Raw genomic sequence first — 22,062 nt, forward strand, 5'->3', positions numbered from 1 at the left:
TTGGAAGGGACAGCCCGCGGGCGCGCTGTCCACAGGGGCGGCATCGGATATGCAGGCGAAATCAATGAACCACACGGCGTACCGGCTGCCCGTGGAAGCCCTCGACATCGTGATCGTCGAGGATTCCAAGCCGATGCAGATGATTCTGCGGTCGATCCTGCTGTCGATGCGGGTGGCGCGGGTGCGCGTCTATGATTCGCCGGAAAACGCGCTCGACGCCATGCTGGTGGAGCCGCCGAACCTCATTCTGACCGACTGGAAGATGGGCCGGGTCAGCGGCTACCACTTCCTGCGAACGATTCGGCATCGCAAGATGGCGCCGTTGTGTTTCGTGCCGGTGATCTTCGTCACCGCCTTCGGCACGCGCGATCTGGTCGAGAAGGTGCTGCGCGCCGGCGCCCACCATCTGCTGGTCAAGCCGCTCGCGCCGTCCACCTTGTTCAACCGGCTGCAGTGGCTGATCGCGGACGAGCGCCAGTTCGTGCTCGACGAGGCCACCGGCTATCACACCATTGCCGGCGTCGACGCGGCGCTTGCGGCGGATCTGGAGAAGCGCCGCTCATTGCAGCGCGCGCGGATGAATCACCAGCATGCGGCGATCAAGGTGGGCCAGGAGGCCCTGGTCACGCGCCGGCTCGCGGTGCAGAAGGCCCAGGAGCGCGCCAAGCTCGAAGCCGCCGCCGAGAACGCGGCCGCGGCCGCGGCCGAGCGCAATTCCAGCTTCGCCGACATCAGGCCCTCAGCGTCGGATGATGTCGAGCTCCGTGCCCCGGCACCCGCGAAAGCCGCAGCCGCGCCAAGCGCCGCTCCCCGCCCAGGACCGCGCGTCCCGGGCGCCGGTAGCCGGAATACCGGCTGTGCGTTTGCCGCACTGGACAGCGCGCGGGGCGCGGGTCATATTCGGCGCGCAAACATGGGTGTGCGGACGCGATGAAAGATTTCCTGCTTCAGATTTTCACCTGGTGGAACGGCCAGACGATGGGCACGCGCTTCTTCACCTGGCGCAAGGGTGAGTTCGTCGGCAATGATGAGTTCGGCAACAGCTACTACCGCGAGCGGCGCGGCGGGCGGCGTTGGGTGATCTACAACGGCGTAGCCGACGCCAGCACCATTCCGCCGGGCTGGCATGGCTGGATGCATTATCGCGTCGATACCCCGCCGAGCGACGAGGCCTATCACGCGCGTGGCTGGGAAATGCCGCATCGGCGCAACATGACCGGCACCCCGGCCGCCTACCGCCCCGATGGCTCGATCCTGACGCCGCAGTCGCGTCCCAAGGTCTCTGCCGACTACGACGCCTGGACCCCGGGCAACTGATCCCGCGCGATCCGCGTTCGGATGCGGCGGCGTAATAACGAACTGGCATGAAAAAAGCGCGCGGTGCGGACCGCGCGCTTGAGCTTGATGACAAAGCTCATACGCCTCGATCGTCATCCTCGGCCCTGTGCCGAGGATCCATGTTTTCAATGACTTATGGATGGTCGGGACAAGCCCGACCATGACGAAGGAGAGTTTTCCCGGCTTTGTCAGCAGTCTGAAGCGCGCGGTGCGGACCGCGCGCTTCTTTGTTTGACCGAGTCTCTGATTGACCGTGTCGTGCGTGAGCGCTACGCGGCGTTTTCGATCATTTCCAGCCGGCGGTCGAGATACGCGCCGCATTTCTCCAGCAGTGTGTCGACGTGGCCTTCGAAGAAGTGGTTGGCGCCGGGGATCACCTCATGGTCGATCACGATGCCCTTTTGCGTCTTCAGCTTGTCCACCAGCGTCTGCACGTCCTTGGACGGCACGACCTTGTCGTTGTCGCCGTGAATGATCAGCCCGGATGAGGGGCAGGGCGCCAGGAACGAGAAGTCGTTGAGATTGGCCGGCGGGGCCACGGAAATGAAGCCTTCGACTTCCGGGCGGCGCATCAGCAGCTGCATGCCGATCCAGGCGCCGAACGATGCTCCCGCGATCCAGCAGGCGCGCGCATCGGGGTGAATCGTCTGCACCCAGTCGAGCGCGGCAGCCGCATCCGAAAGCTCGCCCTGGCCGTGATCGAACGAGCCCTGGCTGCGGCCGATGCCGCGAAAGTTGAACCGCAGCACGGCGAAACCGCGCTTGGCGAACATGTAATAGAGCTGGTAGTTGATCTGGTTGTTCATCGTGCCCCGAACTGCGGGTGCTGATGCAGGACGAGCGCAATGGGCGCGTTGCGCTTCGCGGCCGGATGAAAGCGTCCTTCGAGACGGCCCTCGGGACCGTTGAAAATGACTTCAGGCATAGATTCTTGTCGTCCTTTGGCCTAGAGCACGCCGCCTTCCGTCCGACGCGGGGACGGGGCGGAGGAGCAATGCTCTCGAGTGTGGTTCCGGGGCTTGCCCGCCCGGCGCGAAAACGCCATCGTTTGCGCGCGAAATGCTCCGGCAGGTTTCGGGCTTTTCGACTCTTTTTGCGGGCCCATTTGTTGACTTGGTACCCGCGTCTCCCTACAACCTTGTTTAGAATTATTCGAAAGACGGGCCTGTCGTCAAATCCGGCCGACGCCGTCCGTATCGTGTGTCTTGTTATCGTCACGCTGGCGGACAATTTCAAGGTTTTCCGTCAGGCGATGGTGCTCTCGGCGGCGCAAACACGTAAATTCGGCGCGAAACCCACGGAATCGTCGCGCTGAACGGTGCCGCAGCTCCTGCACGGTGTGCTCCCGGTTCGGCCGCACGGGCAGGGCATGAGACGGCCGACAGGAATCCGGTACGCAAGACCGGTCAGGGAAGGAATGCGATGTCTGGCGCTGCGCGGCGCATCTATCTGGATCACAACGCAAGCGCGCCGCTGAGCGCGTCGGCGCGCGCAGCTGTGCTCGCGGCGTTGGAGGCCACGGGCAATGCATCCTCGGTCCACGGCGAGGGCCGTGCGGCGCATGCGCGGATCGCCGACGCGCGCCGGAATCTGGCGTCTTGCACCGGCGCGGACCCGCGCAATATCGTCTTCACCAGCGGCGGCACAGAGGCCAACGCCGGCGTGCTGACGCCCGATGTCAGCCTTGATGGCGCCAGCCGGGCCGCGACCCGCCTGTTCTTCAGCGCCGTTGAGCACGCTTCGGTGCTTTCCGGCGGGCGTTTCTCTCCCGAAACCTGCACGACCATACCGGTGGATGCGACGGGCCGAATTGATCTGGATCAGTTTTCCAGCCTGCTGTCGCAGGAAAAGAACGCCGGCGGCGTCCCCTTCGTCTCCGTGATGGCCGCCAACAACGAGACCGGTGTGCTGCAGCCGCTCGCCGAGATCAGTGCGATGGCGCGTGAGGCGGGCGGCTATGTTCATGTCGACGCCGTGCAGGCGCTGGGCCGCATTCCCGTGACGCTCGAGGCCTGGGGCGCCGACGTGGCGACCGTCTCGTCGCACAAGATCGGCGGGCCGCAGGGCGCCGGCGCCATCCTGTACGCCAACGCGCGGTTCCGCTGCGCGCCGCTGATCAGGGGCGGCGGCCAGGAAGACCGCCGCCGCGCAGGCACGGAAAACGTCGCCGCCATCAGCGGATTTGGCGCCGCGGCCCGTGACGTTGTGAAATCTGTCGAGGACCAGCATAGATTGCGGGATCTCAGAGATTGGCTCGAGAGCGAGCTGACCCATATATGTCCCGACACCGTGTTCTTCGGGCGCGACAGCGAACGGCTTGCCAATACGACGAATTTCGCCGTTCCCGGCATGCCGGCCGAGACGGCGCTGATTGCCTGTGATCTGGCGGGCGCGGCGGTATCGTCGGGCTCGGCCTGCTCATCGGGAAAGGTTTCCGTCTCCCACGTGCTCAAGGCCATGGCGGTGCCCGATGCCGTGGCGCGTTGCGCCATCCGCGTCAGCCTGGGACGGGAAACCACGCAAGACAACATCGAACGCTTTGCCGAGATCTGGCGTTCGCTCGTATCGAGGATGCGTCCGGCGAAAGCCGGCCGTGCCGCATAACCAGTAAACTTCGACAGCACGCGGCCCTTGACGCCGCGATGGATGGAGAGGGCAATGCCTGCAGTTCAAGAAACCATCGATCAGGTTCACGCGATCGATCTGGATCAGTATAAATACGGCTTCGTGACCGACATCGAGTCGGACCGGGCGCCCAAGGGCCTCGACGAGAGCACCGTCCGCTTCATTTCCGCCAAGAAGGGCGAGCCGGAGTGGATGCTCGAGTGGCGTCTGGAGGCGTATCGCCGCTGGCGGACGATGGAAGAGCCCACATGGGCCCGCGTCGAGTACCCGAAGATCGACTTCGAGGATCTCTACTACTATTCCGCGCCGAAGAAGGCGGGCGAGGGACCCAAGAGCCTCGACGAGGTAGATCCGCAGTTGCTGGAGACCTACGAGAAGCTGGGCATCCCGCTGCGCGAGCAGGAAATTCTGGCCGGCGTCGAGCCGAAGAACCGCATCGCGGTCGACGCGGTGTTCGACAGCGTGTCGGTGGTCACCACCTTCAAGAAGGAGCTGGCCGCCGCCGGCGTGATCTTCTGCTCGATCTCCGAGGCCCTGCGCGAGCATCCCGAACTGGTGCGCAAGTACCTCGGCACCGTCGTGCCGGTCAGCGACAATTTTTACGCCACGCTGAATTCCGCCGTCTTTTCCGACGGCTCCTTCGTCTATGTGCCGGAGGGCGTGCGCTGCCCGATGGAGCTGTCGACCTACTTCCGCATCAACGAGCAGAACACCGGTCAGTTCGAGCGCACGCTGATCATCGCGGAGAAGGGCGCCTACGTCTCCTATCTGGAAGGCTGCACGGCGCCGCAGCGCGACGAGAACCAGCTGCACGCCGCCGTGGTCGAGCTGATCGCCATGGAAGACGCGGAGATCAAGTACTCCACGGTGCAGAACTGGTACCCCGGCGACAGCCAGGGCAAGGGCGGCATCTACAATTTCGTCACCAAGCGCGGCGACTGCCGCGGTGACCGCGCCAAGATTTCCTGGACCCAGGTGGAGACCGGCTCGGCCATCACCTGGAAATACCCCAGCTGCATCCTGCGCGGCGACAACAGCGTCGGCGAGTTCTATTCGATCGCCATTTCCAACGGCTATCAGCAGGTGGACTCAGGCACCAAGATGATCCATCTGGGCAAGAACACCTCGAGCCGGATCATCTCCAAGGGCATCGCCGCGGGCAAGTCGCAGAACACCTATCGCGGGCTGGTCTCGGCCAACCGAAAGGCGTCGGGCGCGCGCAACTTCACCCAGTGCGACAGCCTGCTGATCGGGGATCAGTGCGGTGCGCACACGGTGCCTTATATCGAGGCCAAGAACGCCAGCGCGGTCTTCGAGCACGAGGCGACGACCTCGAAGATCTCCGATGACCAGATGTTCTATTGCCAGGCCCGCGGCCTGAGCGATGAGGAAGCGGTGGCGCTGATCGTCAACGGTTTCGTGCGCGACGTCATCCAGCAGCTGCCGATGGAATTCGCGGTGGAGGCCCAGAAGCTGATCTCGATCAGCCTTGAGGGGTCGGTCGGCTAAACCTGCCGCCTGCCTCCCGCGACCCCATTCAAACAAAGATACAGAGTTACCGACAATGACCATGCTTGAGATCAAGAACCTGCACGCCCGCATCGCCGACGACGGCACCGAAATCCTGCGCGGCGTCAACCTCACCGTCAACGCCGGCGAGGTCCACGCCATCATGGGCCCCAACGGCTCGGGCAAGTCCACGCTCTCCTACATCCTCGCCGGCAAGCAGGATTACGAGGTCACCGAGGGCGAGATCCTGTTCAACGGCGCGAACATGCTGGAGATGGGTCCGGACGAGCGCGCCGCCGCCGGCATGTTCCTCGCCTTCCAGTACCCGATCGAGATTCCGGGCGTCGCCACCATGACGTTCCTGAAGACCGCGCTTAACGCCCAGCGCAAGGCGCGCGGTGAGGGCGAACTGGCCACGCCCGACTTCATGCGCCTGGTGCGCGAGAAGGCGGCGCAGATGAACATCACGCCGGACATGCTCAAGCGCCCGCTCAACGTCGGTTTCTCCGGCGGCGAGAAGAAGCGCTCCGAGATCCTTCAGATGGCGCTGCTGGCGCCCACGCTCTGCGTGCTGGATGAGACCGACTCCGGCCTCGATATCGATGCGCTCAAGGTCGTCGCCGAGGGCGTCAACGCGCTGCGCTCGCCCGAGCGCGCCATGGTGGTGATCACCCACTACCAGCGTCTGCTCGATCACATCATCCCGGACGTGGTGCACGTGCTGTCCCGCGGCCGCATCGTCAAGACCGGCGGCAAGGAACTGGCGCTCGAGCTCGAGAAGAACGGCTATGCCGACTACATCGAAGCGGCGGCGTGAGGGCGGATCACATGACATCCAATCCCCAAGTGCTTCGCACCGCCGCCGAGCAAGGCCTGATCGATCAATATGGGTCAGCCAAGGGCGCGTTGCCCGGCGGTGACGCGGTGGCCGCGATCCGCGAAAAGGCCTTCAGGGGCTTTGAGGCGAAGGGGCTGCCCCATCGCCGTGTCGAGGCCTGGAAATACACTGATTTGCGCCGCGAGATCCGCGAGGCGCTGCCACTCTCGGAAGCCGCCGATCCGGAGCAGGCAAAGCGGGCGCTCGCCAACGTCAAGGATTTTGGCGCGGCGGCGGGTTACCGTGTCGTCTTCGTCAACGGTCTGTTCTGCGCCGATCTGTCGGATCTCGACGGGCTCGTGGGCGTCTCGATCTCCTCGCTGGAATCGGGGCTGATGAACGGCCGTCCCGACGGGCTGGGCGAGCTGGCGGCCAACGTCGACGATCCCGCCGTTGGCCTGAACACGGCGTTCATGCGCGACGGCGCGCTGATCCGGGTCGCCGACGGCGTCACGGTCGACAAGGCAATCGAGCTGCTGCACGTCACCACCGGTCCGGCGGCGGTCGCCTACATGCGCCACGTGGTGCATGTGGGGGAGGGCGCCAAGGTCCGCTTCCTCGATGCCTATGAGGGCTTCGAGTGCAGCGGTTACCAGACCAACGTCGCCGTGGAGCTTTATGCCGCCAACGGCGCGGACATCGGCTGGGTCAAGCTGCAGGAAGAGGCGCGCGACGCCTTGCACATCAGCTCGTTCCTGACGCTGCTGGGCGAAAAGGTGACCTTCAACCAGTTCACCTTCACCTCCGGCGGCCGCGTCTCGCGCGGCCAGGCCTTCGTCACCTTCGCCGGTGAGCATTCCACCGTCGGCCTGCGCGGCACAACGCTGATCAACGGTGACCAGCATGCGGACATCACGCTGGTCATCGACCACGCGGTGCCCAATTGCGACAGCCGCGAGTATTTCAAGGCGGTCATCGACGGTCATGCCAAGGGCGTCTTCCAGGGCCGGATCAACGTGCATCCGCATGCCCAGAAGACCGACGGCCAGATGATGACGCAGTCCTTGCTGCTGTCGGACGACGCCGAAATGGCCTACAAGCCGGAGCTCGAGATCTTCGCCGATGACGTGCAGTGCGCCCATGGCGCCACGTCCGGGCAGATCGACGAGGATCTTCTGTTTTACCTGCGCGCGCGCGGCATTCCGGAAGCCGAGGCCCGCACGATGCTGGTGCTGGCCTTCCTCGCCGAAGCCATCGAGGAAATCGGCGAGGACGACATCGTCGCCAATCTTGAGGAGCGCGCCCGGGCCTGGCTCGCGTGCTGACGGGGAACGCCGGTATGAACAGCGATGTTGCCGATCGGGTGGATCTGACGCCCTATGACGTCGAGGCCGTGCGCCGGGATTTTCCGATCCTGAGCACGCAGGTCTACGGCAAGCCGCTTGTCTATCTCGACAATGGCGCCTCGGCGCAGAAGCCGCAGTCGGTGATCGACCGCATCTCGAAGGCGTATTCCGAGGAATACGCCAACGTGCATCGCGGCCTGCACTATCTGTCCAACGTGGCGACCGAGAACTACGAGGCGGCGCGCGAGACCGTGCGCGCCTTCCTCAATGCCCCCTCCACCGACAACATCGTCTTCACGAACTCGACCACGGCGGCGATCAATCTCGTCTCCTACGGGTTCGGCGAGGAGGCGATCGGCGAGGGTGACGAGATCGTGATCTCGATCCTCGAGCACCACTCCAACATCGTGCCGTGGCATTTCCACCGCGAGCGCAAGGGCGCGGTCCTGCGCTGGTCTCCGGTGGCCGACGACGGCTCGTTCCAGCTCGACGAGTTCGAAAAGCTGCTCAACGACCGCACCAAGATCGTCGCCATCACCCAGATGTCCAACGTCACGGGCACGGTGGTTCCGGTCAAGGAAGTCTGCCGCATCGCGCACGCCCGCGGCATTCCGGTGCTGGTCGACGGCAGCCAGGCGGCCGTGCACATGCCGGTCGACGTGCAGGACATGGATTGCGATTTCTATGTCTTCACCGGCCACAAGGTCTACGGGCCCACGGGCATCGGCGTGCTCTACGCCAAGAAGGAGCGTTTGGCCGCCATGCGTCCGTTCCAGGGCGGCGGCGAGATGATTCTCGACGTCACCGAGGACATGGTGACCTACAACGATCCGCCGCACCGTTTCGAGGCCGGCACGCCGCCGATCGTCCAGGCTATTGGATTGGCGTCCGCCCTTGACTATATGGAAGGTCTGGGACGTGACCGGATTGCCGCCCATGAGGCGGCGTTGAGCCGGTACGCCCACGAGCAGTTGTCGCAGATCAACAGCTTGAGGATTTTCGGGACGGCGCCCGGCAAGGGGGCTATCATCTCGTTCGAGATCGAGGGAACCCACGCGCATGACATCTCGACGATCATCGATCGCTCCGGTGTCGCGGTCCGCGCGGGAACCCATTGCGCCCAGCCGTTGCTGAGCCGCTACGGAGTGACCTCCACTTGCCGCGCCTCTTTCGGCCTCTACAATACGATGGAGGAGGTCGACGCGCTGGTGGAAGCCTTGAAGAAGGCGCAGAAGTTTTTCGCCTGACCGATCATGGGATCACAGGCGAGCCGAAGCACGGGACGTGACAATGAGCGACGACATGACAGTCCGGGAACCGGAGCCGGCCTCGACAGGTTTCGAGACCGGTGCGACCCAGAGCGAGATCACTGGCACAGGCTCCGCCCTGCCGCCCGAGGAACTGGCGAAGCTGACCGACGATATCGTCGCGGCGCTGAAGAGCGTCTACGATCCGGAAATTCCCTGCGACATCTACGAACTCGGCCTGATCTACAAGGTCGACATCGAGGATGATCGCTCCATCGCGATCGACATGACGCTGACCGCTCCGGGCTGCCCGGTGGCCGGCGAGATGCCGGGCTGGGTGCAGGACGCGGTCTCCGCGGTGCCGGGCGTCGGTCCGGTGACGGTGGATATGGTGTTTGATCCGCCGTGGGATCCCTCACGCATGTCGGATGAGGCGCGCGTCGCACTCGACTGGTATTAACGCACGATCCGCCCTTGTGGCGGGCAAATCGAGCAGGTGTCCGAATATGGTTGGCTTTCAGGTTATTTCTCTGACAGACGCTGCGGCGGAACGGGTGCGCGAGATCATCGCCGCGTCCGACGAGCCGGTGTACGGCGTCCGCATTGGCCTGAAGAACGCCGGGTGCGCGGGCATGTCCTACACGATGGACTATGTACGCGACGAGAACGCGCCGGGCGACGTGGTCGAGGACAAGGGCGTCCGGATCTACGTTGACCCCACCGCCGTGTTGTTCCTTCTGGGCACCGTGATGGACTTCGAGGTCACCACGCTGTCCTCGGGCTTCACCTTCTCCAATCCCAACCAGGTCTCGGCCTGCGGTTGCGGTGAGTCGGTGGAGATCAAGCCCGCCGAAGCCTCCGCGCTCGCGAACTAGGTTTTCTCCGTTTCATGCAGCTTTTCGACCGCCTCAAGCGCGATGCGGCACCGCAATGGGCCGCCTACACGCAGCACGCGTTCGTGGATGGGATGGGGGACGGCACGCTCGCGGCGGAGTCGTTTCGGCACTATCTCGCCCAGGACTACCTTTTCCTCATCCATTTCGCCCGGGCCTACGCGCTGGCCATCTACAAATCCGCCACGCTTGCGGAGATGCAGGGCGCCAATGAGACGCTCAAGGCGATCCTCGATGGCGAGATGCAGCTTCATGTGCGGCTGTGCGGCCGCTGGGGCTGAGCCCGCAGGACCTCGAGGCGCTGCCCGAGGCCTCCGCCACCATGGCTTACACGCGCTTCGTTCTGGAAGCCGGCATGCGCGGCGACCTGCTGGATCTGCATGTGGCGCTGTCGCCCTGCGTGGTGGGCTATGCCGAGATCGGTGCCGCTCTTTCCCGGCGCCCCGACGCCCTGGATGAGGCCAATCCCTATCGCGAATGGATCGAGGAATACGCCAGCCCGGACTATGTCGAGGTGGCCGATGCCGCCCGCGCCCGGCTCGATGTGCTCGCCGCCACCTACATGACCGAGGCGCGCTATCCGCGGCTGCTGAGCCTGTTCGAGCAGGCCACGCGTCTGGAAGCGGATTTCTGGGACATGGGGCTCAATCTGAGCCGATAGTTGCGCACGTCAGAATGATCGTGCGCGCGGCCCGCGTCAGTGTCATCTATAAATCGGAACTTGGAAAAATCGTGCGGCGTTGCTCTTGGCGCCGTCAGGCGGCGGTGCCGGTCTTCTTGCGTTCCAGCTCGCCCCGAACCGTGTTGCGGCCGGCGTCCTTGGCTGAATACAGCGCCTTGTCCGCGCGCGCGATGAGATCGGACGCGGTGTCGCCCAGGCGCAGGTTGGCGATGCCGATCGAGATGGTGATACGGCCGAGGTTCTCGCCGGTCGAGCGCTTGACGAGTTCCTTCGAAAACACCGATTGGCGGATGCGTTCGGCGATCTCATACGCCTGCTGGGCGTCGGCGCGTGGCAGAATGACGGCGAATTCCTCACCGCCATAGCGGCATGTCAGGTCTTCGCTCTTCACGTTGTGCTTGACGGCGAGGGCCACCAGCCGCAGCACCTGGTCGCCGGTCTGATGCCCGTATGTGTCGTTGAACTTCTTGAAATGATCGATGTCGGAGAGCAGCAGCGACAAGGCCTCGCCGCTGGCGGTCGCCTCCTCGATCGCGCGCTCGATGGACTGGTCGAAGTGCCGGCGGTTGGCCAGCGTCGTCAGCTCGTCGGTCAGCGATTCATAGCGGATCGCTTCAAGCCTTTCCTGAAGCGCGGTGATATGAGCGCGCGACTCCTTGAGCTGGTCGTCGAGCTTCTGATTGGTGGATTCGGTCTTCTCGGTGGCGGCCACCAGATCGCGGATCAACTGCTTGATCTGCGACGCTGTGGTCGCGGAGGAGAGCGCATCCTGCGCGCCCTTCAGCGAGACGCTGTAGTCTCCCGTCGAGCCGAGGCTTGAATCCACAAGATTGATGATGCCGTCCAGTTCCTCGGAGATGGTCGTGCCGACCTTGTCGATCCGGTCGCCGAGGTGATTGGGCGACAGATACCGGTCGTAGATCTCGCTGACGTCGTGGTTGGTGATCTCGTGGCGCGTTTCGATGATGGTATCCACCGCGCGGTTCAGTGCCGGGTTGAAACCGGCCGCGTAGGTATACCAAAGCTCGTAGTTCCGGGGAATCGCGGGGAGCTCGTTGCGCTTCATATAAGACAACGCGACATCGCCGAATGCGATCGTTCGCTTGAAATCGTCGCGTTGGCTCATGTTTATCAACCATGCAAAATCATGAAGTGACGGGAAATATCCATCAACCCCATCCCGGCATGGTCAGTTAACAGCGGAAGTCTTTAAATTCCAGTTAACCGTTTCCGTGCATTTCCGCTTGGGAAAGCCCCTAGCGTGTCGCGCGCTTGGGGCGAACCTCACGCAGAAGAAACGCCGGAACGTGATCGCCCAGACCCACCACAGGTTCGTCATGATCCTTCTGGCGGCGCGGCGGCTTCTTGCCTTTCGCTGCGGAAGGTTCGTGTCGATTACTTGCGGGCGGTGTTTGCTGGTCTTGCGGCGCTGCCTGTCGCGGCGTGTGCGTCTGCGCGTCGGGTACCTTGCTCACCGCCGCGTCGGCGGATTTCGGCTTGCGTGCGCCCGAACGGCGTGAGCTGGGCTTGCGCGGCTCCTGGTGGGCCTCGTCTTGCTCGGCCTTTGCAGGTTCCGCGGCCTCCGGTGCGGGGGCCGCCGATTCAACGGACTCCGTCTTCGCCTCGGCGACGTCCTCTGGCTTGCGGCGGCTGCGTCGGCGCGGCTTGCGCTCGCCGTCGGCGGCGGCTGCGAATTCGGCCGGCTTGTCCATCCACGGGATCGACTTGCCGATCAGCTTTTCGATCGCATCGGTGTAACGGCCGCAGCTCGGGGTCGCCAGGGTGATCGCGGTGCCCGTCAGGCCCGCGCGGCCGGTGCGGCCAATGCGGTGGACGTAATCTTCGGCGTGGATCGGCACGTCATAGTTGAACACGTGGCTCACGGCCGGAATGTCGAGGCCGCGGGCGGCAACGTCACTGGCCACCAGCAGCGCCAGTGATCCGTTGCGGAACGAATCCAGCGTTTCCGTACGCGAGCGCTGGTCCATGTCGCCGTGCAGTTCGCCGGCATTGAAGCCATGCTTCTTCAGGGACTTGGCGACAACGGAAACGTCGCGCTTGCGGTTGCAGAAGATGATCGCGTTCTTCAGGTCCGTGTCGGACGTGATCAGCGAGCGCAGCGTTTCGCGCTTGTCCTTGGCATCGCCGCCCGTGGCGGCGAGCAGCTGCTTCACGTTGTCCGACGTCGAGGCGGCGCGGGCCACTTCGACGCGCACCGGATTGTGCAGGAACTGCTCGGTCAGCCGGGTGATCTCGTTCGGCATCGTCGCGGAGAAGAACAGCGTCTGCCGGGTGAACGGCAGCAGCTTGCAGATCCGCTCGATGTCGGGAATGAAGCCCATGTCGAGCATCCGGTCGGCTTCGTCGATCACCAGGATCTCGACGCCCTGCAACAGCAGCTTTCCACGCTCGAAATGGTCGATCAGGCGGCCCGGCGTCGCGATCAGGACGTCCGCGCCGCGGTCGATCTTCTTGTCCTGCTCGTTGAACGACACGCCGCCGATCAGCAGTGCGACGGTCAGCTTGTGGTTGACGCCGTACTTGTTGAAGTTGTCTTCCACCTGGGCGGCAAGCTCGCGCGTCGGCTCCAGGATCAGGGTGCGCGGCATACGGGCGCGCGCACGGCCCTTTTCCAGGATCGTCAGCATCGGCAGCGTGAACGACGCCGTCTTGCCGGTGCCGGTCTGGGCGATGCCGAGGACATCGCGCCGTTCAAGCACATGCGGAATTGCTTCCGCCTGAATGGCAGTGGGTTCGGTGTAGCCCGAGGCCTCGACGGCCTTCTGGACTTTGTCGCTCAATCCGAGTGTGGAAAAACTCATGCGTGTCGCGTTCGCGTCGCTGTCTTAACCGTCGGCTACAAGAAAAGCCGCTACGGCCGGTTATGTTCTTGGATGATGCCGCGCACCATACGTGGATCGCTTGTATTGTCAATGTCCGTGAGGCCTCGCGGGGCCCGCGGAACCGATTAAGGTTAGTGTGCGGAGTGTCCGCCGCCGATTTCTGCACGGTGATTACGCGATTGGCAGCCTGGTTCGACTTTTCGCGCAAGATGAAAGGCCTTAGCCGGCGAAGACAAAAGCAGTGGCCGCGACGGAGAGACTAGATATCAAGATCGACGGCGAATTCGGCGTTGTCCTTGATGAAATGGAAGCGCGCCTCGGGCTTGTTGCCCATCAGCCGGTCGACGGCGTCGCGGGTGCCGTCGATGTCCTCGTCAGCCACCCGGACGCGCAGCAAGGTGCGCTTGGAGGGATCCATGGTGGTTTCCTTGAGCTGCGCGGGCAGCATCTCGCCAAGGCCCTTGAAGCGGCCGATGTCGATCTTGCTCTTGCCCTTGAACTCCTTTTGCAGAAGCTCGTCCTTGTGCGCGTCGTCGCGCGCATACAGCGTCTTGCCGCCTTGCGAGATACGGTAGAGCGGCGGAACCGCCAGGAACAGATGCCCGTTGGAGATCAGCTCCGGCATCTCCTGATAGAAATAGGTGATCAGCAGCGCTGCGATATGCGCCCCGTCCACGTCGGCGTCGGTCATGATGATGACGCGCTCGTAGCGCAATTCGTGATCGCGGTAGGCGCTGCGGGTGCCCGCGCCCAGCGCCTGGGTCAGATCGGCGATCTGCTGGTTGGCCACAAGCTTGTCGCGGGTGGCGCTGGCCACGTTGAGGATCTTGCCGCGCAGCGGCAGGATCGCCTGGTTCTTGCGGTTTCGCGCCTGTTTGGCGGAGCCGCCGGCGGAATCGCCCTCGACGATGAACAGCTCGGTCCCGTCCGCCGCGCTGGTGGAACAGTCGGCCAGCTTGCCCGGGAGCCGCAGCTTGCGAACGGCGGTCTTGCGCGCCACGTCGCGTTCCTGCCGGCGCCGCATGCGCTCGTCGGCGCGCTCTGCGACCCATTCCAGCAGCTTGTTGGCCTGGTTGGGCGACGCGGTCAGCCAGTGATCGAAGGCATCGCGCACCGCGTTCTCGGTGATGCGGCTGGCTTCGGCGCTGGCAAGCTTGTCCTTGGTCTGGCCGACGAATTCCGGCTCGCGGATGAACACCGACAGCATGCCGCCGGCCGACGTCATTACGTCGTCGCCGGTGATCAGCGCGCCCTTCTTGTTGCCGACCATCTCGGCGTAGTTCTTCAGGCCGCGCAGCAGCGCGATGCGGAAGCCTTGCTCATGGGTTCCGCCTTCCGGCGTCGGCACGGTGTTGCAGTAGGAGTTGAGAAAGCCGTCGCCGCCGAACCACGAAATCGCCCATTCCACGGAGCCGTGGCCGCCGGTTCTGTCGGTCTTGCCGGCGAAGATCTCGTCGACGACACGGCGTTCCTTGCCCAGCGATTCCGCGAGGAAATCCTTCAACCCGCCGGGGAAGTGGAACGTGGTCTCCGCCGGAATCTCGCCCTTCTCGTCCAGCAGGTCCGGCGCGCAGTGCCAGCGGATCTCGACGCCGCCGAACAGATAGGCCTTCGAGCGCGCCATCTTCAGCAGCCGGGCGGGCTTGAAGCGCGCGCCGTGGCCAAAGATCTCCGGGTCGGGACGGAAGCGGATCGTGGTGCCGCGCCGGTTGTGGACAGGCCCCGCGTTTTCCAGCTTTCCCTGGGGAATGCCGCGGATGAACGTCTGACGGTAGAGCTGGCGCGCGCGGGCGACTTCCACCTCAAGGTATTCGGACAGTGCGGTCACCACCGAAATGCCCACCCCGTGCAGCCCGCCGGAGGTCTCGTAGACCTTGCTGTCGAATTTGCCGCCGGCGTGCAGCGTCGTCATGATGACTTCGAGCGCCGACTTGTCCTTGAACTTCGGATGCGGATCCACCGGGATGCCGCGGCCGTTGTCGGTCACCGTCAGGGTGCCGTCGGCGGCCAGATCCACGTCGATCCAGGTGGCGTGACCGGCAACCGCCTCGTCCATGCAGTTGTCGATGACTTCGGCGAACAGGTGGTGCAGCGCCTTCTCGTCGGTGCCGCCGATGTACATGCCGGGGCGGCGGCGCACAGGCTCCAGGCCTTCCAGCACCTCGATGTCGGCGGCGGTGTAGTCGCCGTCATTGGAGACGGCGGGGGTCCGGGCCACGGGCACGCCGCGGCGTGCCCCGCCGGCGGCGGCCACTGCCACGGGTGTCTCGGCCTCGCTCTCAAGCGTTGTGGCGTCGGCGGATTGTTTCACGCTTTTCAACTTCGCGACGCCTTCCTCGAGGTTTTCAAAGAGATCGTCCTTGCCTGCCATTCCGTATCGCCTGTTCCTGCGGACCGGGTGCCGGTGCGCTCCGCGCAGTCCGAATCACCCCGAATGATGACAATTCGCCGCCTCCGCTGCCAGCCTGAACACTGCGTATCCCCCGTCCCAAGCACTTTGGGACGCCGATCGGGCGTCCGGAGGCCACAGGCGCGGGGCCACGGCCATGTTGCGCGCCGCGGCCGATGCCGTCCGGTGACATCGCTTGCCGGAAGGCCCTTTGCTTGGCACACTGTCGAGGCTTGGCTGAGCGTGGGTTGCAGATCACATAGGCGGTCTTGCCGTCGGAGTGAAGCCCTCGCGATCCGGCGCCGGATCCGGGCAACGGTTCTAATGGGTTTTAGGAACGACGCGCATGAGTGAAGTGGAGACGCCGCGGCTGGATGTCGGACGACCGGCGGTTGCATTCGATCTGCCCGCTACCGACGGACGCCGATACCGGTTTGGCGATGTCGCGGGCGAGAAGGGCACCGTCGTCGCCTTTATCTGCAACCATTGCCCCTATGTCCAGGCAATGATCGACCGCTTGGCCGAGGACGCGCGCGAGCTGATGGACGAGGGCATCGGGTGCGTCGCTATCTGTGCCAATGACGAGGAGGCCTATCCGGCGGATTCCTTCCCGAAAATGATCGAGTTCGCGGCGACGCACGCGCTGCCGTTTCCCTATCTGCACGACGAGGACCAGTCGGTGGCGCGCGCCTTTGGCGCCGTCTGCACGCCTGATCTTTTTGGTTTCGACGCGAAGGGAATGCTGCGTTATCGCGGGCGGCTGGATGGCGGCCGCGCCGGACCCGTGCCGGAAGGCACCCGCCGGGAGCTCGTCGAGGCCATGCGCCAGATCGCGCGCACGGGCGAGGGGCCCGTCGAGCAGATGCCGTCGATGGGATGCTCGATCAAGTGGAAAGAACAGTAGATGTATTGTCCCGCGCATTTCCGCGAGGAGCGCTGCGACGTCCTGCACGAACTCATTCGGGCGCACCCGCTCGCCACGCTGGTGTCGTTGAACGGCGATGCGTTGCAGGCAAGCCACGTGCCGCTGATGTTGCATCCGGACGCGGGCGAGCATGGCGTGCTGCGCGGTCATCTGGCGCGCGGCAATGCGCAATGGCGCGACGCGAGCACCGAGATTGAGGCGCTGGCGATGTTCCAGGGGCCGCACGCCTACATCAGCCCGTCCTGGTATCCGACGAAACAGGAAACCGGCAAGGTCGTTCCGACATGGAACTACGCCGTCGTTCATTGCCGGGGCGCCTTGCGCGTCCACGATGACGCGGAGTGGCTTGCCGGGCACGTCGCCGCGCTGACGATGGTGCACGAACGCGACCGCGCGGCGCCCTGGGCGGTGGAGGACGCTCCGGGCCGCTATATCGAGACCATGGTGCGCGGAATTGTCGGAATCGAGCTGGAAATCACGGCGATCGACGGAAAATGGAAGTTGAGCCAGAACAGAAATGCGGCCGACTATGATGGTGTCGTTGAGGGGCTGAGCGGAATGGTGCGCGCGGACGATCGGGAGACGGCCGCGATCATGCGCGACTTGAAGGCGAACGCACCGGCGTGAGGCAAGCATAAACCATGCGCCGTTTTGGGCGGACCGGCGCGATTCGGGAGGAAGACATGGTCAGTGCCACACAGGAATCGTCCCGGGAGGGACAGGCGAAACCCGTTCAGGGCCGCACGCCGCCGATTGTCATCAACACGATAACCACCGCCGACATCGGCGCGGCCTTGAGCGCCGGGTTTCGCGATTTCACCGCCGCACCCGTCTACGGGCTGTTTTTCGGCGGCTTCTATGCGGTCGCCGGGTGGCTGATCCTCGGCGTGCTGTTCTTTCTCGATCTGCATTTCATGGCCTATCCCCTGGCGGCGGGCTTCGCGCTGGTCGCCCCCTTCGTCGCCTCCGGGGTCTATGAGGTCAGCCGTCGGCAGGAGCGGGGACTGCCGTTGTCGTGGTCGGCGGTCTTCGGCGCGATCGGCGCCAGCGGCCGGCGCGACCTGGGCTGGATGGCGGTCGTCACCACCTTCACCCTGGTGATCTGGATCGAGATCGCGACCGTGATCTATCTCGTGTTCTTCGGACTGAGGCCGCTGGACTGGGGCTCGCTGATGACCGCGGTCACGAGCACCGCCAACGGATTGATTTTCCTGGGCCTGGGCAATCTTGCCGGCGCGCTGCTGGGCATCACGGTGTTTGCGATCTCGGTGGTGTCGTTTCCGCTGCTGCTCGACCGCGACATTGACTTCGTCACCGCCATGATCACCTCCGTGCGCTCGGTGATCGAGAACCCGCGCCCGATGCTGTTCTGGGCGGTGCTGATCGCTGCCGGGTTAGCCTTGAGCCTGCTGTCGCTGTTCGTCGGGCTGTTCATCGTCCTGCCGGTGCTCGGACACGCCTCGTGGCATGTCTACCGCAAGCTCATTCCGGCGGAGGAGGCCAAATCTGCTGAGCCCACCGCCTGAGGCGCGTCACCCGATCGGTTTGCGTACATCAACCGGCCGGTTCAACACCTTGGGATGTCTTGGCGAATGCGGCCCAAATGCCACATGCGCCAGGGCGTCCTGTTGGCCGCGCCCGGTCATCCCACCGGTGAGGCGTGGGCCACCGGAATCGCCCCGCTCCGCCATTCTTTCGTTCCTTTCAGGGAGATTCGTAAGGCGCGCGCGCCCATCGCCGCGGTGCGCCGCGGGTGTTTGTGGCCCCTGTGCAACAGTGGTCGCCGATTGACTCGGACTCGGCCGCCAACCCCGTTTGCCGCCGCCTTTCGGCCATGATTGTGCGGAATTTCTGCACCTGCGGAAGGGCCGTCAGTGCGGTGTCCGGAGCGGTATCTGGAATTGCCGCAACACGGACACACCTGGGTCACAACGGGGCCGCAACTGCCCCGTATGAAGATCGTGACAAGCCCGTATGAAGATCGTGACAAGAATGACGCCGGGGATACCGGATCTTTACCCCGATGCCGCATTGTCGCCTGAACGTCGAGAATCGGCGGGTGATGTGCGGTGAAGCGGACGCCGGAAACAAGCGTACCAAGCTCGCGTAGCGAGACCCTTGGAACAGTGGACACGTAATAGAATACCTGGTCATGCGGATCATATTCACAAAAACAATGCTGTCCGTTTGCATGTGCTTGAGTGCAGCCACCGCGGTCCTTGCGTTTGACCCGGCGGCGGAACCTTCCACGGCACCCGACCTTGGTGAGGCGACGACACCCCGGGAAGCCCTGCGGTTCGGCGCGCGCGCCTATTATTCCGGCGACAAGCAGGCCGCGGTGAACGCCCTGCGTTTCGCGGCCGAGAACGGCATGCCTGCGGCGCAGTGGAAGCTGGGCCGGATGTACGCCGAGGGCGATGGCGTCGCCGAGGACGATCTCAAGGCCTTTGGCTATTTCAGCCGCATCGCCAACCAGCACGCCGACGAGGGGCCGCGCTCGCCGCATGCGCCCTATGTCGCCTCCGCCTTCGTGGCGATCGGCGCCTACTACATGACCGGCATCCACGACACGGCCGTGAAACCCAACGTCCGCCGCGCGCGTGATCTGTTCAGCTACGCGGCGTCCTATTTCGGCAGCGCCGAGGCGCAGTACAATCTCGGCCGCATGTATCTCGACGGCGATGGCGGCGACAACAATCCGCATATGGCGGCTCGCTGGTTCAAGCTGGCCGCCGAGAAGGGCCATTGCCGCGCGCAGGCGATGCTTGGAAATCTTCTCTTCACCGGCGAGAAGATCCGCCAGAACCGCGCCCGGGGCCTGATGTGGCTGACGGTGGCGCGCCAGAAGGCCGGCCCCGCCGACCGCGCCTGGGTGCAGCAGATGCACGAGAAGGCCTTCGCGCTCGCCAGCGAGGACGAACGCCGCCGCGCCATGACCCTGGCCGAGGGCTGGACCCAGAAATACGCCGGCCTCAACTGAGCGGGCGTCTTGCGCCGCTTGCAGGCGCGGCGGACGGGCCGAGAGCCTCAGATCAACATTCCCGTGTCCTGAATTCTCTATATGCGCTCCATCGTCATTCCGGCGAAAGCCGGAATCCATGCCGTGGCGTGGCAGCGTGGGAAGGCCACCACGGTTGCGCCCGGTGGCTGCGCCGATTTCCGTTCGCAACCGCTTTCCCGGCCGAAGCGTATCGGTATGGATCCCGAGCCGAGCGCGGGACGTTCAGAGGCGAGAACGGCGCGCAGGCTTGGACACACCCTGCATCTTCGCCGTCAACGCGGACCTGATCCGCGCTCCGGGCCATGACGCCGCTGGGGTAGGGGTTCAAGGCTCACCGATCACGACGGCGCCTGCGGCTTCCACGGTGATGCGGGCGTGTCCGACGACGGCGCGAGTGCGGGGGTCTGTGGTGGACCATCGAGGCGAAGGCTGGCGGAGGGGCATTCGTCGGCGAGAATCGTCCAGTTGGTGTTGTTGAGCACCATGTCGCATTGCGCCAGCCGCCTGTGGCCGGCGCTGCCGATGCAGATGATGTCACCCAATTGGAAATACTTGCCGTCCGCGCGGCAGCGGCAATCCGGAGCGGCAAAGGCTCCCGTCGCCGAAACCAGAGCCCCGGCGAGCAACGCGATCAGCAATGGCAGGCGCTGTGTTATCCCATCGCGATCATGATAGCACGATTATCCGGGAATTGCGTGCGAAAGTGACCCTTGGGCAGCATGGCCGCCTGAGCGCTCGCCTTCGGCGCGGTCACGCCATTGCGGCGTCGAGATCGATCCAGATCGGTACATGGTCGGACGGCTTGTCCCAGCTGCGCACATGCGCGTCGATGGTGCAGCCGCGCAGGCGGTCGGCGGCCTGTGGCGAGAGCAGCAGGTGGTCGATGCGAATCCCGTTGTTCTTCTGCCAGGCCCCGGCCTGATAGTCCCAGAAGGTGTAGACGTCCGCGTTCTCATTGCAGGCGCGCAGGGCCTCCGTCAGGCCCAGATTGAGCAGCCCGCGGAACGCCTGCCGGCTCTCGGGCCGAAACAGCGCATCGCCCACCCATGCCTCGGGCCGCTTGGCGTCGATCGGATCGGGAATGACGTTGTAGTCGCCCGCCAGCACGAAGGCCTCTTCGTCGTCCAGAAGCACCTTGGCGCGCGCTTCCAGCCGCTCCATCCAGCGCAGCTTGTAGGGAAACTTTTCCGTATCCACCGGATTGCCGTTCGGCAGATACAGGCTGACGACCCGCAAGGCGCCGCGCTCGGTCGTCACCACGGCCTCGATGAAGCGCGCCTGCTCGTCCGTATCGTCGCCGGGCAGGCCCCGGGTGATCTCGTCGAACGGCAGCTTGGAGAGAATGGCGACGCCGTTGAATCCCTTCTGGCCGTGGGTCGCCAGATTGTAGCCCAGCTCCTCGAAGGCTTGCCGCGGAAAATTTTCGTCCACCGACTTGATTTCCTGCAGGCACGCGATGTCGGGATCGGCTTCCTTCAGCCACGCCAGCGCCGTGTCGATGCGCGCCTTGACGCCGTTGATGTTCCAGGTCGCGATTTTCATGGGTGCTCCGTCGGACGTGTCTGCGCCGATTCCCGGCCGGTAGCGCGATCTAACGGGAAACCGCGCGGGAAATCAAAGCGCGATACGCGAGCGGGAAGGGGATCAAACACACGATGTCACCCCGGGCTTGACCCGGGGGCTACTATACAGCTCGGCGAATGAGATCTCAGGCGATTGCGCGTGAAGAGCGGCCACCCATGTCACCGACATCGCAAAAAATGATGTCATCCCGGCCTACGAGCCGGGATCCAGTAACCATTGGCGCCGGCGAATACGCTGGGACGTGGCCATCACGTGCGGCATTGCTCGGAGCAAAACCGGAAAGCTGGCGCTTACTGGGTCCCGGCGCTCCGCTTCGCTGCGGCCGGGATGACATCGAATGATGTCTCGGGAAGCGCGGTGTTCCTCACACGGAAAAACTGGTGCCGCAGCCGCAGGCGGCGGTCGCGTTGGGGTTCTTGATCTGGAACGACTGGCCGATCAGGTCGTCGACAAAGTCGATTTCCGAGCCGTCCATGAAGGGCAGGGAGACGGTGTCGATGAGCACGGTCGCGCCGTCCTTCTCGATCACGTAGTCGTCGTCGAGCCGGTCCTTCACCAGATCGTACTTGTACTGGAAGCCCGAGCATCCGCCGCCTTCGACGGAGATGCGCAGCACGGTGCCCTGCGATTCGCTGGACAGGATTTTCGCCACCCGGCGCACGGCGCTGGGGCTGATGGAGACGGCGGGCTGTGTATCGGTGGTCATGGTTCGCTGCCGGTGTCCTGATTTTGCGAAAAATTCGCGATCCGCGCCGCCTGTCCCGCTCATCGAGTGGGGATCGGGCACGCAATCGGTTATGGTCATTGTTGGTTGAAATATATATGCGTCGAATGGAATTGCCAGTGGGGGCCACGTCAATGTG

General features: G+C 64.3%; 20 protein-coding genes and 2 pseudogenes. 15 read left to right on the forward strand and 7 right to left on the reverse strand.

What is annotated here, in order from left to right; all coding sequences use genetic code 11:
* Positions 1-91 precede the first annotated feature (91 nt).
* Together D1F64_RS11140 and D1F64_RS11145 are read left to right on the forward strand one after the other, a co-directional pair.
* The gene (locus tag D1F64_RS11140) at positions 92-934 is read left to right on the forward strand and encodes a response regulator (RefSeq protein WP_205470736.1); all 843 of its coding nucleotides are present in this window, start codon (positions 92-94) and stop codon (positions 932-934) included.
* Positions 931-1,317: an NADH:ubiquinone oxidoreductase subunit NDUFA12 gene (locus D1F64_RS11145; protein ID WP_117412507.1), complete on the forward strand. Its 387-nt coding sequence runs from the start codon at positions 931-933 to the stop codon at positions 1,315-1,317. Before D1F64_RS11140 ends, D1F64_RS11145 begins: the two co-directional genes overlap by 4 nt.
* Positions 1,318-1,607: 290 nt before the next feature.
* On the opposite strand, the pseudogene D1F64_RS11150 reads toward D1F64_RS11145, so the two are convergent.
* Positions 1,608-2,263 (reverse strand): annotated as a pseudogene (locus D1F64_RS11150) (alpha/beta hydrolase).
* Here D1F64_RS11150 and D1F64_RS23315 point away from each other — a divergent pair.
* The 9 genes and pseudogenes from D1F64_RS23315 (at position 2,168) to tenA (ending at position 10,436) form a co-directional block, all read left to right on the forward strand.
* On the forward strand, positions 2,168-2,653 hold the full coding sequence (locus tag D1F64_RS23315; protein WP_162901197.1) for a hypothetical protein: 486 nt from the start codon (positions 2,168-2,170) through the stop codon (positions 2,651-2,653). The pseudogene D1F64_RS11150 and the gene D1F64_RS23315 overlap by 96 nt on opposite strands.
* 107 nt (positions 2,654-2,760) lie before the next feature.
* Positions 2,761-3,942: a cysteine desulfurase family protein gene (locus D1F64_RS11155; protein WP_117412508.1), complete on the forward strand. Its 1,182-nt coding sequence runs from the start codon at positions 2,761-2,763 to the stop codon at positions 3,940-3,942.
* Positions 3,943-3,996: 54 nt separating this feature from the next.
* Positions 3,997-5,472: a Fe-S cluster assembly protein SufB gene (gene sufB / locus D1F64_RS11160; protein WP_117412509.1), complete on the forward strand. Its 1,476-nt coding sequence runs from the start codon at positions 3,997-3,999 to the stop codon at positions 5,470-5,472.
* A gap of 61 nt (positions 5,473-5,533) precedes the next feature.
* Positions 5,534-6,289, forward strand: coding sequence for a Fe-S cluster assembly ATPase SufC (gene sufC / locus D1F64_RS11165; protein ID WP_117414554.1), 756 nt, complete (start codon positions 5,534-5,536; stop codon positions 6,287-6,289).
* 11 nt (positions 6,290-6,300) lie between these two features.
* On the forward strand, positions 6,301-7,614 hold the full coding sequence (gene sufD / locus D1F64_RS11170) for a Fe-S cluster assembly protein SufD (protein ID WP_117412510.1): 1,314 nt from the start codon (positions 6,301-6,303) through the stop codon (positions 7,612-7,614).
* A gap of 14 nt (positions 7,615-7,628) precedes the next feature.
* Positions 7,629-8,882: a cysteine desulfurase gene (locus D1F64_RS11175; protein WP_117412511.1), complete on the forward strand. Its 1,254-nt coding sequence runs from the start codon at positions 7,629-7,631 to the stop codon at positions 8,880-8,882.
* 43 nt (positions 8,883-8,925) lie between these two features.
* Positions 8,926-9,342 carry an SUF system Fe-S cluster assembly protein gene (locus D1F64_RS11180; RefSeq protein WP_205470737.1) on the forward strand — a complete coding sequence of 139 codons (417 nt, stop codon included), beginning with the start codon at positions 8,926-8,928 and terminating at the stop codon, positions 9,340-9,342.
* Between the two features lie 46 nt (positions 9,343-9,388).
* Positions 9,389-9,757, forward strand: coding sequence for an iron-sulfur cluster assembly accessory protein (locus D1F64_RS11185; RefSeq protein ID WP_117412512.1), 369 nt, complete (start codon positions 9,389-9,391; stop codon positions 9,755-9,757).
* Between the two features lie 14 nt (positions 9,758-9,771).
* Positions 9,772-10,436 (forward strand): annotated as a pseudogene (tenA, locus tag D1F64_RS11190) (thiaminase II).
* A gap of 94 nt (positions 10,437-10,530) precedes the next feature.
* Here tenA and D1F64_RS11195 read toward each other — a convergent pair.
* The 3 genes from D1F64_RS11195 to parE form a co-directional block, all read right to left on the reverse strand.
* On the reverse strand, positions 10,531-11,583 hold the full coding sequence (locus tag D1F64_RS11195) for a GGDEF domain-containing protein (RefSeq protein WP_117412513.1): 1,053 nt from the start codon (positions 11,581-11,583) through the stop codon (positions 10,531-10,533).
* A gap of 130 nt (positions 11,584-11,713) precedes the next feature.
* The gene (locus tag D1F64_RS11200) at positions 11,714-13,279 is read right to left on the reverse strand and encodes a DEAD/DEAH box helicase (protein WP_117412514.1); all 1,566 of its coding nucleotides are present in this window, start codon (positions 13,277-13,279) and stop codon (positions 11,714-11,716) included.
* A gap of 280 nt (positions 13,280-13,559) precedes the next feature.
* Complete coding sequence (gene parE / locus D1F64_RS11205; protein ID WP_117412515.1) at positions 13,560-15,671, reverse strand: DNA topoisomerase IV subunit B; 2,112 nt, start codon at positions 15,669-15,671, stop codon at positions 13,560-13,562.
* A gap of 364 nt (positions 15,672-16,035) precedes the next feature.
* On the opposite strand from parE, the gene D1F64_RS11210 reads away from it, so the two are divergent.
* The 4 genes from D1F64_RS11210 to D1F64_RS11225 all read left to right on the forward strand — a co-directional run bounded on the left by D1F64_RS11210 (position 16,036) and on the right by D1F64_RS11225 (position 19,594).
* Entirely contained in the window at positions 16,036-16,593 is a 558-nt protein-coding gene (locus tag D1F64_RS11210) for a thioredoxin family protein (protein WP_117412516.1), read from the forward strand.
* Positions 16,594-17,241 (forward strand): FMN-binding negative transcriptional regulator, encoded by a 648-nt coding sequence (locus D1F64_RS11215; protein ID WP_117412517.1) that lies wholly within the window; start codon positions 16,594-16,596, stop codon positions 17,239-17,241. It abuts the gene before it with no gap.
* A gap of 56 nt (positions 17,242-17,297) precedes the next feature.
* A complete protein-coding gene (locus D1F64_RS11220) occupies positions 17,298-18,140 on the forward strand; it encodes a DUF2189 domain-containing protein (RefSeq protein WP_117412518.1) in 843 nt (280 codons plus the stop codon).
* Between the two features lie 665 nt (positions 18,141-18,805).
* Entirely contained in the window at positions 18,806-19,594 is a 789-nt protein-coding gene (locus tag D1F64_RS11225; RefSeq protein WP_248304732.1) for a tetratricopeptide repeat protein, read from the forward strand.
* A 359-nt stretch (positions 19,595-19,953) separates the two neighbouring features.
* Here the strand turns inward: D1F64_RS11225 and D1F64_RS11230 are convergent, their stop codons facing one another.
* The 3 genes from D1F64_RS11230 to D1F64_RS11240 all read right to left on the reverse strand — a co-directional run bounded on the left by D1F64_RS11230 (position 19,954) and on the right by D1F64_RS11240 (position 21,905).
* Positions 19,954-20,253 carry a hypothetical protein gene (locus D1F64_RS11230; RefSeq protein ID WP_117412520.1) on the reverse strand — a complete coding sequence of 100 codons (300 nt, stop codon included), beginning with the start codon at positions 20,251-20,253 and terminating at the stop codon, positions 19,954-19,956.
* A gap of 112 nt (positions 20,254-20,365) precedes the next feature.
* Positions 20,366-21,157 (reverse strand): exodeoxyribonuclease III, encoded by a 792-nt coding sequence (gene xth, locus D1F64_RS11235; protein ID WP_117412521.1) that lies wholly within the window; start codon positions 21,155-21,157, stop codon positions 20,366-20,368.
* Between the two features lie 406 nt (positions 21,158-21,563).
* Positions 21,564-21,905: an iron-sulfur cluster assembly accessory protein gene (locus D1F64_RS11240; protein ID WP_117412522.1), complete on the reverse strand. Its 342-nt coding sequence runs from the start codon at positions 21,903-21,905 to the stop codon at positions 21,564-21,566.
* Positions 21,906-22,062 lie beyond the last annotated feature (157 nt).

It is taken from the genome of Breoghania sp. L-A4 (assembly GCF_003432385.1).
GTDB lineage: Bacteria > Pseudomonadota > Alphaproteobacteria > Rhizobiales > Stappiaceae > Breoghania.

Coding starts and splice junctions, on each gene's coding strand:
- D1F64_RS11175 (WP_117412511.1), top strand. CDS start 7,629: ATGAACAGCGATGTTGCCGATCGGGTGGATCTGACGCCCTATGACGTC.
- D1F64_RS11200 (WP_117412514.1), bottom strand. CDS start 13,279: ATGAGTTTTTCCACACTCGGATTGAGCGACAAAGTCCAGAAGGCCGTC.
- D1F64_RS11240 (WP_117412522.1), bottom strand. CDS start 21,905: ATGACCACCGATACACAGCCCGCCGTCTCCATCAGCCCCAGCGCCGTG.
- sufB (WP_117412509.1), top strand. CDS start 3,997: ATGCCTGCAGTTCAAGAAACCATCGATCAGGTTCACGCGATCGATCTG.
- D1F64_RS11145 (WP_117412507.1), top strand. CDS start 931: ATGAAAGATTTCCTGCTTCAGATTTTCACCTGGTGGAACGGCCAGACG.
- D1F64_RS23315 (WP_162901197.1), top strand. CDS start 2,168: ATGCAGGACGAGCGCAATGGGCGCGTTGCGCTTCGCGGCCGGATGAAA.
- xth (WP_117412521.1), bottom strand. CDS start 21,157: ATGAAAATCGCGACCTGGAACATCAACGGCGTCAAGGCGCGCATCGAC.
- D1F64_RS11180 (WP_205470737.1), top strand. CDS start 8,926: ATGAGCGACGACATGACAGTCCGGGAACCGGAGCCGGCCTCGACAGGT.
- sufC (WP_117414554.1), top strand. CDS start 5,534: ATGCTTGAGATCAAGAACCTGCACGCCCGCATCGCCGACGACGGCACC.
- D1F64_RS11220 (WP_117412518.1), top strand. CDS start 17,298: ATGGTCAGTGCCACACAGGAATCGTCCCGGGAGGGACAGGCGAAACCC.
- D1F64_RS11225 (WP_248304732.1), top strand. CDS start 18,806: ATGTGCTTGAGTGCAGCCACCGCGGTCCTTGCGTTTGACCCGGCGGCG.
- parE (WP_117412515.1), bottom strand. CDS start 15,671: ATGGCAGGCAAGGACGATCTCTTTGAAAACCTCGAGGAAGGCGTCGCG.
- D1F64_RS11195 (WP_117412513.1), bottom strand. CDS start 11,583: ATGAGCCAACGCGACGATTTCAAGCGAACGATCGCATTCGGCGATGTC.
- D1F64_RS11185 (WP_117412512.1), top strand. CDS start 9,389: ATGGTTGGCTTTCAGGTTATTTCTCTGACAGACGCTGCGGCGGAACGG.
- D1F64_RS11215 (WP_117412517.1), top strand. CDS start 16,594: ATGTATTGTCCCGCGCATTTCCGCGAGGAGCGCTGCGACGTCCTGCAC.
- sufD (WP_117412510.1), top strand. CDS start 6,301: ATGACATCCAATCCCCAAGTGCTTCGCACCGCCGCCGAGCAAGGCCTG.
- D1F64_RS11155 (WP_117412508.1), top strand. CDS start 2,761: ATGTCTGGCGCTGCGCGGCGCATCTATCTGGATCACAACGCAAGCGCG.
- D1F64_RS11210 (WP_117412516.1), top strand. CDS start 16,036: ATGAGTGAAGTGGAGACGCCGCGGCTGGATGTCGGACGACCGGCGGTT.